This window comes from Caballeronia sp. M23-90 (assembly GCF_053574605.1).
The window spans coordinates 1-13163 of sequence record NZ_JBSIPA010000151.1 but is presented as its reverse complement, the minus strand read 5'-3'; the positions used below and the strand labels follow the sequence as shown (position 1 = coordinate 13163).

Annotated in this window: 12 protein-coding genes and 1 pseudogene; 7 read left to right on the top strand and 6 right to left on the bottom strand. The window is 60.6% G+C overall.

Features of this window, described 5'->3' with window-relative positions:
- Positions 1–12: 12 nt before the first annotated feature.
- A pseudogene (locus ACRXB1_RS16515) lies at positions 13–453 on the top strand (sulfurtransferase); the annotation flags it as partial.
- Positions 454–475: 22 nt separating this feature from the next.
- On the opposite strand, the gene ACRXB1_RS16510 reads toward ACRXB1_RS16515, so the two are convergent.
- The 3 genes from ACRXB1_RS16510 to polA all read right to left on the bottom strand — a co-directional run bounded on the left by ACRXB1_RS16510 (position 476) and on the right by polA (position 5701).
- Positions 476–1351: a dienelactone hydrolase family protein gene (locus ACRXB1_RS16510; RefSeq protein ID WP_062172139.1), complete on the bottom strand. Its 876-nt coding sequence runs from the start codon at positions 1349–1351 to the stop codon at positions 476–478.
- Between the two features lie 220 nt (positions 1352–1571).
- Positions 1572–2930, bottom strand: a complete 1359-nt coding sequence (locus ACRXB1_RS16505; RefSeq protein WP_062172137.1) for an NAD(P)/FAD-dependent oxidoreductase — start codon at positions 2928–2930, stop codon at positions 1572–1574.
- A 32-nt stretch (positions 2931–2962) separates the two neighbouring features.
- Positions 2963–5701, bottom strand: a complete 2739-nt coding sequence (gene polA / locus ACRXB1_RS16500) for a DNA polymerase I (RefSeq protein WP_449492583.1) — start codon at positions 5699–5701, stop codon at positions 2963–2965.
- A 1-nt stretch (position 5702) separates the two neighbouring features.
- On the opposite strand from polA, the gene ACRXB1_RS16495 reads away from it, so the two are divergent.
- The gene (locus ACRXB1_RS16495; protein WP_062002504.1) at positions 5703–6452 is read left to right on the top strand and encodes an LOG family protein; all 750 of its coding nucleotides are present in this window, start codon (positions 5703–5705) and stop codon (positions 6450–6452) included.
- Between the two features lie 46 nt (positions 6453–6498).
- Here the strand turns inward: ACRXB1_RS16495 and ACRXB1_RS16490 are convergent, their stop codons facing one another.
- On the bottom strand, positions 6499–8031 hold the full coding sequence (locus ACRXB1_RS16490) for an AMP nucleosidase (protein WP_062172617.1): 1533 nt from the start codon (positions 8029–8031) through the stop codon (positions 6499–6501).
- A 222-nt stretch (positions 8032–8253) separates the two neighbouring features.
- Here ACRXB1_RS16490 and ACRXB1_RS16485 point away from each other — a divergent pair, with 222 nt between their 5' ends.
- The 5 genes from ACRXB1_RS16485 (at position 8254) to ACRXB1_RS16465 (ending at position 11742) form a co-directional block, all read left to right on the top strand.
- Complete coding sequence (locus ACRXB1_RS16485) at positions 8254–8667, top strand: hypothetical protein (protein WP_062002503.1); 414 nt, start codon at positions 8254–8256, stop codon at positions 8665–8667.
- A 113-nt stretch (positions 8668–8780) separates the two neighbouring features.
- Positions 8781–9758: a homoserine kinase gene (locus ACRXB1_RS16480; RefSeq protein ID WP_449492582.1), complete on the top strand. Its 978-nt coding sequence runs from the start codon at positions 8781–8783 to the stop codon at positions 9756–9758.
- A gap of 3 nt (positions 9759–9761) precedes the next feature.
- Entirely contained in the window at positions 9762–10583 is an 822-nt protein-coding gene (locus tag ACRXB1_RS16475; RefSeq protein ID WP_449492581.1) for a BPSS1780 family membrane protein, read from the top strand.
- A 142-nt stretch (positions 10584–10725) separates the two neighbouring features.
- The gene (locus ACRXB1_RS16470) at positions 10726–11178 is read left to right on the top strand and encodes a MarR family winged helix-turn-helix transcriptional regulator (RefSeq protein WP_174363728.1); all 453 of its coding nucleotides are present in this window, start codon (positions 10726–10728) and stop codon (positions 11176–11178) included.
- Positions 11179–11322: 144 nt separating this feature from the next.
- Entirely contained in the window at positions 11323–11742 is a 420-nt protein-coding gene (locus ACRXB1_RS16465) for an organic hydroperoxide resistance protein (protein ID WP_062002500.1), read from the top strand.
- Between the two features lie 114 nt (positions 11743–11856).
- Here the strand turns inward: ACRXB1_RS16465 and ACRXB1_RS16460 are convergent, their stop codons facing one another.
- Together ACRXB1_RS16460 and ACRXB1_RS16455 are read right to left on the bottom strand one after the other, a co-directional pair.
- Positions 11857–12030: a DUF3563 family protein gene (locus ACRXB1_RS16460; protein WP_069638402.1), complete on the bottom strand. Its 174-nt coding sequence runs from the start codon at positions 12028–12030 to the stop codon at positions 11857–11859.
- Between the two features lie 127 nt (positions 12031–12157).
- Positions 12158–13156, bottom strand: a complete 999-nt coding sequence (locus tag ACRXB1_RS16455) for an extracellular catalytic domain type 1 short-chain-length polyhydroxyalkanoate depolymerase (protein WP_449492584.1) — start codon at positions 13154–13156, stop codon at positions 12158–12160.
- Between the last annotated feature and the right edge of the window lie 7 nt (positions 13157–13163).

Below are 13163 nucleotides of genomic sequence, written 5' to 3'. Positions count from 1 at the left end.
TAATCGGCGGCGCCGGCCACATCGGCGGGAACGTTCAAGGCGGGCGCGCCGCTGTCGGTGACCATCGATGCAGACGGGGTCTTGCGCAATATCGATACGCGCGAGCGCGTGGTGATCGATGCCCGCGCAGCCGACCGGTATCGCGGGGAAAACGAGACGCTCGATGCCGTCGGCGGTCATATTCCCGGCGCGCTGAATCGCTTTTTCAAGGACAACCTGAACGCGGACGGCCGCTTCAAGACCGCCCATGAATTGCGCGAGACGTTCGGCGCGCTGCTCGGCGCAACGCAGCCGGATCGGGTGGTGCTGCAGTGCGGATCAGGCGTCACTGCCTGCCACAACGCCCTGGCACTGGAAATCGCCGGCTTGCACGGCGCGGCGCTGTATCCGGGATCGTGGAGCGAATGGAGCTCGGACGCTTCTCGGCCCGTGGCGACCGGCGCGGCGGCATAAGAACTCCGGCCGCCCCCGGGCGTTACTTGACGCCGTGTTCCTTGAACCACGCGAGCGCGCGCTTCCAGCCATCTTCGGCATCGGCTTTCCGGTAACTCGGCCGGTAATCCGCGAAGAACGCATGCGGCGCGTCATCGTAGACCACGAATTGCGAGCCGCGCGCCACTGCCGGGCCGGTCGCAATCGCCTCTTTCATCTGCGCGAGCGTGTCCTGCGGAATGCTTTGATCGAGCTTGCCGTAAAGACCTAGGACCGGCGCCTTCAGATTCGCGGCAAGGTCGAGCGGATTCGCGGGATTGTTCGCAGTCTTCGCGCCGACCACACGTCCATACCACGCGACCGCTGCCTTGATGCGCGGATTGCGCTCAGCATAGAGCCACGTGATCCGGCCGCCCCAGCAGAAACCCGTGATCCCGAGCCGATTCAGGTCGCCGCCATGCTCGCCCGCCCATGCCACGGTCGAATCGATATCCGACAGCACCTGGTCATCCGGAACCTTCGAGACGAGCTGATCGTTGAGCTGCTGCATGGACGGATATTTGGACGCGTCGCCTTCACGCACGTAGAGATCCGGCGCCACGGCGAGATAACCGAGCTTGGCGAAGCGGCGGCAGACATCGGCGATATGTTCGTGCACGCCAAAGATCTCGTGAATTACGATGATCACCGGCAAGTGCGTCTTGCCCAGCGGTTGCGCCCGGTACGCGGGCACGAGCGTGCCGTCGGCGGCCTTGAACCCTACGGGGCCGGCTTCGAGACCGTTGCTGTCGGTGATGATGGTTTGCGCGGAAACCGGCAAGACACAGGCGGCAAAACCGCTGCCGACAGCCGCCTTGATGAACGTGCGCCGGTTGAACGGGACATGCGGAACGAGGCTGTCGATTTCAGGCGTAAGCATGCAAAGCTCCAGCGGCATGGGGCCGCGAAGGGGCGGCCGGCGCCGTGCTGCAGCGCACCGGACCATCCAGAACGGGTGAGCCTCGCTGCCCGGTTGAAGCGCCGGACGGTGAGACACGGCAAGGACCTTGACTACGACCGCGCCTTGAACGAAACCGCTTCCAAAGCGTGCCGCCCATTCTAAACAGCTTTACGACGCTTGCTCATATCCACGCGAAGCATCAGTGCAGCTTGACGCGCGGCACGGTGGAGCGGCGCAGCCAGTGCGCGACGGTATCGAGCGCCATGCGTGCCCAGCCGTGCAGCGCGGCAATGTGCATGCGGTAAAGCGACTGGTACATGAACCGCGCGAAGAGCCCCTCGATCAGCATGTTCCCACCGATCAAACCGCCCATCAGACTGCCGACCGCGCTGAAATGCCCAAGCGACACAAGCGAACCGAAATCGCGATACGTGTAGTCCGGCAACGGCTTGTCCTCCAGCCGGCGCTCGAACGACTTCAGCAAGAAGCTCGCTTGCTGATGCGCGGCTTGCGCACGTGGCGGCACGTTGCGCCCTTCTTTCTCGCCGCCCGGCCAAGCGCACGCGGCGCAATCGCCGAGGGCGAACACGTTGTCATCGATTTCTGTTTGCAGCGTACGACGCACGATGAGCTGGCCAAGACGGTTGGTCGTGAGGCCATCGAGCTTGGAAAGCACGGCCGGCGCGCGAATCCCCGCCGCCCACACCGTCAGATCCGCCGCGATGGTCTTGCCGCTCGCCGTGCGGATGGAGTCCCGCGACACTTCGGCCACGGTCTCGCCGGTCATCAGCCTGACGCCGAGCTTTTCCAGCAATTCGGCTGTCGCCGTGGAGACGCGCTCGGGCAGCGCGGGCAAGATGCGCGGACCGGCTTCGATCAACACAATGCCGATATCGTTTTTCGGGTCGAGTTTGTGCAGTCCGTAAGCGTGCAGTACCTGCGCCGTATTGCGCAATTCCGCCGATAACTCCACGCCCGTCGCACCGCCGCCCACAATCGCGACCTGGATCCGCGGTGCCCTTGTAGCGGCGTCGACAGAAGTGAGGGTAGCCGGATCAGGCGCCCGATATTCCGCGCGAATGCACGCAGCAATCAGCCGTTTGCGGAACAGCTCGGCCTGGTCGACCGTATCGAGCGCGAGTGAATTCTCCTGCGCGCCCTGCACGCCGAAAAACGCTGTCGTGCTGCCGATCGCCACGACCAGCGTGTCGTACTCGAGATCGCGTTGCGGCAGGAGTTCGCCGGCTTCGTCGTCGAGAAGCGGCCCCAGCGTGACCTTTCTTGCCGTCCGGTCGACGCCCAACAGATCGCCCTGCTGAAACTCGAATCCATGCCAGCGCGCCTGCGCCGCATACGACAATTCCTGCGAGAACGGATCGAGGCTGCCAGCCGCGACTTCATGCAACAACGGCTTCCAGATATGCGTGGAATTCCTGTCGATGAGCGTCACCTGCGCACGCGCCGTGCGCTTGCCATCGGCGCTGCCGAGCTTGTCGCCCAGGCGCGTGGCCAGTTCCAGCCCACCCGCCCCGCCGCCGACGATGATGAAACGATGCATCTAACCTCCCATATGGCGCCGTTGAGACTCGCTCAATGCGCTTCTTCCCAGTTGTTCCCCACGCCGACTTCGGCGACGAGCGGCACCTTCAGCTTCGCGACGCCGCACATGAGTTCCGGCAGACGCTTGCGCACTTCCGGCAGCTCGGCTTCGGGCACTTCGAGCACGAGTTCATCGTGGACCTGCATGATCATCTTCGTTTCGATCTTCGATGCTTCCAGCCAGTCCTGCACCGCGATCATCGACAGCTTGATCAGGTCGGCGGCCGTACCCTGCATGGGTGCGTTGATTGCCGCGCGTTCGGCGCCCTGCCGGCGCGGTCCGCTGCCGCCGTTGATCTCGGGCAACCACAGACGGCGCCCGAACACCGTCTCCACAAAACCATCGCGCTTCGCCTTCGTGCGGGTCTCGTCCATGTAGTTGGCAACGCCTGGATAGCGCTGGAAATACTTGTCGATATAAAGCTTCGCCGCATCACGCGAGATGCCGATATTCGATGCCAGTCCAAACGCGCTCATGCCATAGATCAAGCCAAAGTTGATGACCTTCGCGATGCGCCGCTGATCGTTCGAAACCTCGATGGGCGTCACGCCGAAAATCTCGGAGGCCGTCGCACGATGCACGTCCTCGCCCTCGGCGAAGGAGCGCATGAGCGAGGGATCGCCGGAGATATGCGCCATGATCCGCAGCTCGATTTGCGAATAATCCGCCGACACGATCTTGCTTCCCGGCGGCGCAATGAATGCTTCGCGAATGCGCCGGCCTTCGGCGGTACGCACCGGAATGTTCTGCAAGTTCGGCTCATTCGATGACAAACGCCCCGTCACCGCAACGGCCTGCGCGTAGTTCGTATGCACGCGGCCGGTCTTCGCGTTGACCATGCGTGGCAACTTGTCCGTATAAGTCGACTTGAGCTTCGACAAACCGCGATGTTCGAGCAGGATCTTCGGCAACGGATAGTCTTCGGCGAGCTTTTGCAGCACTTCTTCGTCGGTGGAAGGCGCGCCGCTCGGCGTCTTCTTGACCACCGGCAATTGCAGCTTCTCGAAGAAAATCTGCCCGATCTGCTTGGGCGATCCAAGATTGAATTCGCCGCCCGCGAGCATGTACGCTTCAGCTTCGAGCTGGATCAGACGCGTCGCAATCTGCCCGCTTTGCACGCGCAGCAACTCGCCGTCGATCAGTACGCCATTGCGCTCCATCTTGCGCAACACGCGCGCCGTAGGCATTTCAATATCGCGATACACCTTCAGCAATTGCGCTTCGTCGACAAGTTGCGGATAAAGCGCCTGATGCAGCCGCAACGTGATGTCGGCGTCTTCGGCAGCGTAGGGCGCGGCCTGATCGAGCGCGACTTCGTCGAAGCCGATCTGCGACGCGCCCTTGCCCGCCACCTCTTCATACTTGATGGTTTTCGCGCCGAGATGCCGCAACGCGAGATTGTCCATGTCGTGCGGCCTGTGCGATTCGATCACATAGGACTGCAACAACGTGTCGTGCTCGACGCCATTCAACTCGATGCCGTAGTTCGCGAGCACTTGTTCATCGTATTTGAGGTGCTGTCCCACTTTCTTCTTCGATGGATCTTCCAGCCACGATTTCAGTTTCTGCAGGACTTCGTCACGCGGCAATTGCAAAGGCGAATCCGGCCCGCGATGCGCAACAGGGATATAGGCCGCACGTCCCGGTTCGACCGATACCGACAATCCCACGAGCTGCGCGAGCATGGGATCGAGGGCGGTGGTTTCCGTATCGAAGGACGTTAGCTCAGCAGCGTTGATCCGGGCAAGCCATTCGTCGAATTGTTCCCATGTCTGCACCGTTTCGTAATGCCGTTCCATTTCCGTGGCGGACGCAGGCGGTGTATCCGTGGGACCTTCCACGGCGTCGGCGATCTCGACTTCGCGCAACCACGTCTTGAAGCCGTGGCGCGTAAAGAGATCGCGCAATTCGTCGCGCGCTTCGGGCCGTGAAGGCAACGTTTCCTCGAGAGACGCGATCTGCGCCGCCAGATCACATTCCGTATGTACGGTAACGAGCTTTCTGGCCATGGGAAGGAAGTCGAGAGCCTTGCGCAGATTGTCTCCCACCGCACCTTTGATTTCGCTCGCGTGTGCCACGATGCCATCGAGGGTGTCGTATTGTGTGAGCCACTTCAGCGCCGTCTTCGGCCCGCACTTCTCGACACCCGGTACGTTATCGACCGTATCGCCGATGAGCGAGAGATAGTCGACGATCCGCTCCGGCGGCACGCCGAACTTATTCAGCACCCCGGCGCGATCGAGCGTCTCGTTGGACATCGTATTGATGAGGGTGACATGATCCGTCACAAGCTGCGCCAGATCCTTGTCGCCCGTCGACACGATAACCTTCATGCCGCGCTTTTCGGCGGCCACTGCAAGCGTACCGATGACGTCGTCGGCCTCCACGCCTTCGATCATCACGAGCGGCCAGCCGAGCGCCCGAACGGTCTCGTGGATGGGTTCTATCTGCTTCGAGAGGTCATCGGGCATGGATGGCCGGTTTGCCTTGTAATCCGCGTACCAGTCGTCGCGAAATGTCTTGCCCTTGGCGTCGAATACGCACGCGCTATACTCTGCATTGATGTCCTTCCGCAGGCGCCGCAGCATGTTGATCATTCCGTACAACGCGCCTGTCGGTCCGCCATCCGGCCCGCGCAGATCCGGCATGGCGTGGTAGGCCCGATACAGATAGCTGGATCCGTCGACCAATAGCAGGGTCTTACCTTCAAGATTAAGTTCTTCAGGCATTATGAACAAAAGAAAAGTGATTCCGAGTCTGCGATCGCTCGCAGATCAAGAGCGCGCGACGGCCAAGAAGGCTCGCGCATCGTGGCAGATGTTCACGATTATGGCAGAGTTTATCGAGGCGACCGAGTACCTCTCCGAGATCCGCCCTGCCATCAGCATCTATGGTTCGGCGCGCCTGAAACCTGAGTCGCCGTACTACAAGCTCACCATAGAAATCGCGCAGAAATTTTCTGACGCGGGCTTCGCCGTTATCTCCGGCGGCGGTCCCGGCATCATGGAAGCCGCGAACAAGGGCGCACATGCGGGCAAGTCGCCGTCGGTCGGTTTGAACATCGAGTTGCCGCACGAGCAGTCGGGCAACCAGTGGCAAGATATCTCGCTGCGGTTCCGTCACTTCTTCACGCGCAAGGTCACGTTCGTGAAGAATTCGGACGCGGTGGTCGTCATGCCCGGCGGGTTCGGCACGCTCGACGAAATGGCCGAAGTGCTCACGCTGATCCAGACGAAGAAGTCGCGGCACGTGCCCATCGTGCTGGTGGGCGCCGAGTTCTGGGAAGGCCTGCTCTCGTGGTTCCGCAACACACTGGTTCCGACCGGCGTGATCAGCGAAAAGGATCTGGACTTGATGCAGGTTATCGACGATCCGGACCAGGTGCTCGAAGCGGTGCTGCAGTTCTACGAAGATCGTGAGACCGCGGAAGAACAGCCCGCCGAAGGGAAGTCCGACGAAGACCGGATGTTCTATCTTTGAAGGCCTGGCAGGTTGAAAGCGGCTCCTTCGGGAGCCGCTTTTTGCGTTACTGGAATGCCACCTCGGCAAAGCCGCGCAACTTCCGGCTATGCAACTTCGACAGCCCGTTCATGCGCAGCAACTCCATGGCCATCACGCCGATCTGCAAATGCTGATCCACTTGCGCGCGGTAAAACTGGTCCGCCATGCCGGGCAGTTTCAGTTCGCCGTGCAGGGGTTTGTCGGAGACGCAGAGCAGCGTTCCGTATGGCACGCGAAACCTGAATCCATTCGCCGCGATGGTCGCGCTTTCCATATCCAGCGCAATGGCGCGGCTTTGCGATAGGCGCTGCACCGGCTCGCGGTGATCGCGCAATTCCCAGTTGCGGTTATCCACGCTCGCGACCGTGCCGGTACGCATCACATGCTTCAGGTCCACGCCTTCGAGCTTGGTCACTTGCGCCACGGCTTTCTCGAGCGCGACCTGGACTTCGGCCAAGGCGGGAATCGGAATCCATAATGGCAAGTCGGCATCGAGCACATGGTCCTCGCGCACATAACCGTGCGCGAGCACGTAGTCGCCCAGGCGCTGCGTGTTCCGCAATCCCGCGCAATGCCCGAGCATGATCCACGCATGCGGACGCAGCACGGCAATGTGGTCCGTGATCGTCTTCGCGTTCGATGGCCCTACGCCAATGTTGATCATCGTGATGCCGCTGCCATCGGCGCGTTTCAGGTGATACGCCGGCATTTGCGGCAGACGCGCGGGCGCGACGCCTTGGGGCTCTTCCTGTACGCCGCCCAGGTTTTCATTACCCGTAATCACATCGCCCGGTTCGACGAACGATGTGTATTCGCTGCGGTATTTCCGCGTTTCTTCATCGTCCGTTTTGGACATGATCTTGCGGCCGAGCTTCACGAATTCATCGATATAAAACTGGTAGTTCGTATAAAGCACGTAGTTTTGCACATGCGTGGGCGACGTCGCGGTGTAGTGCTTCAGCCGATGCAACGAGAAATCCACGCGCGCCGCCGTGAACAGCGCGAGCGGATGCGGCTCGCCCGGACCCGGTTCGTACGTGCCGTTCACGATTCGGTCGTCGAGCAGCGCGAGATCGGGCATATCGAAGATGTTACGCATGGCGAGCAGCCTGTCGCGATCCAGGTCGCCTTCCAGGTGAATGCCTTCGGCAAACGCGAAGTGAATGGGAATGGGCTGCGCCGACACCCCCACTTCGATCCCGACATGATGGTTCTTGGCAAGCAGCCGCAATTGCTCGCGATAGTAATCGCCGAACATATCCGGCCGCGTCAGCGTGGTTTCGAAGATCCCCGGCCCCGCGACGAAGCCGTACGATCGACGTGAATCGATCTGCGTATTCAACTCGGTGCGCACGCGCACGAACGGATAACACGCACGCACGCGATGCGAAAATGGCTCGTTTTTCCGATAGCGCGCAAAGGCGTCGCGCAGGAAACCGGTGTTGGCTTCATAGATGGCCGATACCCGCGCAACCGCTGCCACGGGGTCATCGAACGATTCCGTGGGGAAGTTGCTGGCGGGAGTGGAATGGGTGGCTTGAGTCCGGTCGTTTGTCATGTTCTTCATGCGCTCTTGTGATGAATCGACATTAACACGGAAGAACAACACGTCCATGAACACACCTCCCGCCGATGCGTTTCTTCAACACATCGCCTCACAACGCCGTGCTTTATTTGAAACCAGCGCAAAATAAGGCTTTTGCGAGGGTTCAATTCCCCCTTAACGTCCCTCAAGCTGGTGCGTTTTGCTAAAATTCGGGGACTCATCTGGAGAAACATCATGAAGTCGCTTCAATCTGTCGCCATCGCGGCTGTTATTGCCGCAGCCAGCATCAGTGCTCACGCGCAGAGCCTGCCCGCTCAGCCGGCGCCCGCGACGGATGCAACTCCGGCGCACGTCATGTCGCCTGAAGAGAATGCCGGCTTGCCCGACCTGAAGGCGATCAACCGCCCGGCCGCGGAAGCCAGCTCGAAAGTGGAAATCTCGCCGCCGCGCCTGCCGAGCTATCACGAGACGAGCACGAACGGCACCGAGATCACCGAATACCGCGACAAGGGCAAACCCGTTGAAATCAACGTGCGTTCGAATTTCGGCACGCGTTATCAGATGAGTGCGCCTGCGGACACGTCGCCGACCGTGCGCGACAACGGCAAGGCAAGCACGCGCCTGCCGTCGTGGAACCTGACCTACTGAGCTTTCATGACCGCCGGGCTGCGTTCAAGCCTATGCCCGGCGTTCGCCGCTGTCCCCGCCACTGATCCGTACGCCGGTCCGCGCGCCCTTCAACTTCACCGACGTTCTCCCGCATGGCCGTATTCACTGCTGTCTCCGATTCCCAGCTTACCGACTGGCTCCAGAACTACGAACTCGGCGAAGTCACCGATTTCCGTGGCATTGCATCCGGTATCGAGAACAGCAACTTCTTCCTGACGACCACGCGCGGCGCGTACGTCCTCACCCTCTTCGAAAATCTGACGGCCACGCAATTGCCGTTTTATCTCGATCTGATGCGGCATCTGGCGTCACATGCGGTGCCCGTTCCGGACCCCATGCCGCGTCGCGATGGCGCGTTGTTTGGCACGCTTAACGGCAAGCCGGCCACTGTCGTGACGAAACTCGATGGCGCGCCGGAGTTGTCGCCGGGTCCGGCGCACTGCATCGAAGTGGGCCACATGCTGGCGCGGCTTCATCTCGCGGGGCGTGATTTCGCCACATATCAGCCAAATCTGCGCAGCCTTGCATGGTGGCAGGACAACGTACCGGCTGTGCTGCCGCACCTCACCGCCGAGCAGCGCGCGCTGATTACCAATGAACTCGTGCATCAGGCGGCCTTTTTTGCATCGGCTGAATACACTGCCATGCCCGAAGGCCCGTGCCACTGCGACCTGTTCCGCGACAACGTGTTGTTCGCGCATCCCACGGCAGACGAAACGCGTCTTGGCGGCTTTTTCGACTTTTATTTTGCCGGCAACGACAAATGGCTTTTCGATGTCGCCGTCTGCGTGAACGACTGGTGTGTCGATCTCGCTACCGGCGCACTCGATACCGCGCGTACCGACGCGCTGTTGCGCGCGTATCAGACGGTGCGTCCGTTCACGCCGGCCGAAGAGCACCATTGGAGCGACATGCTGCGCGCGGGCGCCTTGCGCTTCTGGGTATCGCGCCTATACGACTTTTATCGGCCGCGCGAAGCCGAAATGCTCAAACCGCATGATCCTGGCCACTTCGAACGCATTTTGCGCGAGCGCATCAAAACTGCGCCCCCTCCCGCCGACGGTAATTAATCAATGCATTTGATCGAAGTCCCCGCTAAAACCGGTTATGTATGGTTCCGCCAGGGCGTCTGGCTGTTTCGCCGGAATCCCCTCGCGTTTCTCACGGTGTTCTTCGCCTATTTGTTCGCCATGACGTTGATCTCGCGGCTGCCCGTGGTCGGCCCGGTGCTGCCGCTCCTGCTGATCCCGGGCGTCGCGGTGGGATTCATGGCCGCTTGCCGCAACACCATCGCCAAAAAACCGGTTTGGCCGACCGTGCTGGTCGATGGTTTCCGCTCGTACGGGCAGATCGTCGCCCGGCGGCTGCTCGTGCTGGGCGTGGTGTATGTCGTCGCGATGGGCGTGGTGTTTGCCTTGTCGGCGCTCGTCGATGACGGCGTGCTGCTCAACCTGATGATCGGCAATGGGCCGGCCGGCGACCCCGAAACCATTGCGGCAAGCTTCAATCCGCTCGCGGTCCTGGTTGCGATGGCGTGCTACGTCCCGGTCGCCATGCTGTTCTGGTTTGCGCCGATTCTCGTCGCATGGCACGACGTCCCGCCGGCCAAGGCACTGTTTTTCAGCTTTATCGGCTGCTGGCGCAATCGCGGGGCGTTTGTACTGTATGGCGCGCTGTGGATTGGCGTGGCGCTGGCGGTATCGTTTGGACTGAGCGCATTGATGCAGGTATTAGGCGTCGGGCAGGAAATGGCGCTGGCCGTACTGATGCCGGCGTCCATCCTGGTCACCACGGCGTTGTATTGCTCGTTTTACGCGACTTACCGCGGCTGCTTCGGCCTGCAGTCGGAAGACCCGGCCGACGACATTCCCGATCTGTCGGGACCCACAGCCTGAAACGCATCGACGCGTAAAAAAAACGCCGGTAACTGTCGAGGTCACCGGCGTTTTTTTCGCTCTTTTTCATTTGCTTCGTGCACTAACGATTCGCGTGCAGTATCGTTATGTATCGTCCCAAAAGCGCAGTAAACCGATCGCCATGACTTCTGCTCCGCACATTCCGCTTGAACTCGACGCCCAGCTTTGCTTCGCGCTCTACTCCACTTCGCTCGCGATGACAAAGACCTACAAGCCGTTGCTGGAAAAGGTCGGACTGACCTATCCCCAGTACCTGACGATGCTCGTGCTCTGGGAAGGCGACGCGCTGACCGTCAAGCAGATGGCCGAACGGCTGAGTCTGGATTCAGCGACCATGACGCCCTTGCTTAAGCGGCTCGAAGCACAAGGGTTCGTGAAACGGGTGCGCAGCACGGAGGACGAACGGCAGGTTCACATTCATCTCACCGATGAAGGCCGCGCGCTCAACAAATCGATTCGAGGCATTCCCGGCGAGATCTACTGTGCGGCCGGCTCCGACGCTGACCGCCTGCTCAAATTGCGCGACGAACTCATGCAATTGCGTTCATCTCTGATGGAACACAACGAGACTTAACATAGCGATAGCAAATAACAATCGCTCCGCGCGCCAATTTAATTTGCACACTAATGATTAGCGCGCTATATTTATGTCCGTGGTTAGCGCAGTTCCAAAAACCTTTTCTGCCGCCGAGCGGCAACCATTGAACAGGAGAAGAGCATGAGCGTCCTTTACACTGCACACGCAACGAGCACGGGTGGTCGCGATGGCCGGGCGGTATCGTCGGACAAGAATCTGGATGTGAAGTTGAGTGCGCCGAAAGAATTGGGCGGCGCGGGTGCCGAGGGCACGAACCCCGAGCAGCTGTTTGCGGCCGGCTATTCGGCCTGTTTCCTGAGCGCGATGAAGTTTGTTGCCGGTCAGCAGAAGAAGACCATTCCCGCCGATACAACCGTTTCCGCGGATGTTGGCGTGGGCCCGAATGACAAGGGCGGTTTCGCACTGGATATTGAGCTGCGTGTTTCGTTGCCAGGAATGGACGCGGCCGATGCTCAAACACTGGTCGATACCGCGCACCAGGTCTGCCCGTACTCGAACGCAACGCGCGGTAACGTGGACGTGCGCGTCAAGCTGGCCTGAGTGCTACAGCGCCAGAACGCAAAAATGCCGGCCACGAGCGCCGGCATTTTTTTGCCTCGATAGACGCCGTTTTCGGCGTACCGAGCCCTGCATGTACTTCTTACGACGGTCGAATTACTGCGCGAGCCACGAAGGATGACGTGCTGATGCGCGACGATCCAGCTTCTTCATGCGGTATTCGAGGTCGTAAATGTCCGTGGCTTCGGCCAGATAAGCGTCGTTACGCTCCTTGTCACGCTGGTCGGCGGATTTCGTCAGGAACAGGAAGAGGCGGCTGAGCAGATACATGGTGAACCTCGCTTGGTGATATAGGGGTAATTACCTAGTGCTTGAACGAAGTATAGGGTAATCCCTAGTCATGGGCAAGTATTCAAAAGAACGTATTGAAACAAAAGACTTTTTTACAACACTCGCCCTAGGCGAGCGTCTCGTCCTGAACCGTTGCCTGCACGCGTCGCTGATGCTTGAAAAATTCCCAGAGCATGGCTGAAGCATCCGGACCTTTCGCCGAATGGAACGGCACGGTGTCGTCGCCGCCGCTCCAGGCATGCCCGAGGCCGCGCACAATGCACGTCCGCATCATGCGCCGACCGTTTTTCACGTATTCCGTGAACACGCCGTCGGGTTGCGTCTCTTCACGGCGCTCGCCGCTGCGCCACGCGCCGGTGGCATCGGTAAAGCGATTCAGACGAAGGAATTCCGCCGTCAGTTGCTCGGCGTTGACCTTCGAAACCACAGAATCCAGCTCGCCATGAACGATCACGGTCGGCATGCCGGGATAGCGGGCAACATCGGCGGCTGCGTCAATCAGCGCTACCGGGTCTTTGCGTGAGCCCCGCCGCATGATGTCCATTGCATCGATGCCGGATTTCGCAGCGCCGAATACCACGCCGGAGTGCAGTCCCACTGCCGCGAAAACCGACGGATATTTGACCGCGAGCATGGCCGCAAGCCCCGCCCCGGCCGACATTCCAGCGAGGTAGATGCGTTCGCTGTCCACGTCGTGCTGCGCGACGATTTCACGCACGAGCGAAACGACCGACGCCGCCTCGCCACCGCCCGATACCGCCGATTCCTCGTACCAGTGCCAGCAACGATGCACATGCGCAGTTTTCGACTGCTCCGGGTACAAGACTGCAAAGCCGTATTGGTCGGCCAGCAAGTTGACGCGCGTGCCTTGCGCCAAGTCTTCGGCCGATTGCTGGCAGCCGTGCATCATCACCAGCAGCGGCATGGGTGCAGCGGCAGCATTAGCCGGCAAATACAATGCGTATGCCAGATGGTTCACGAAACGGCCGGCAGCCGGGGGCGCCGAATGGGGTGCCGCGCGAGAGCAGTGCTGATCTGGCGACCGCTCGTAAGCAGGTCTTCGTTCAGTCGCTGATCGGTGCTTACCGCTTCCTCGGCTCCCAATGGGCCAA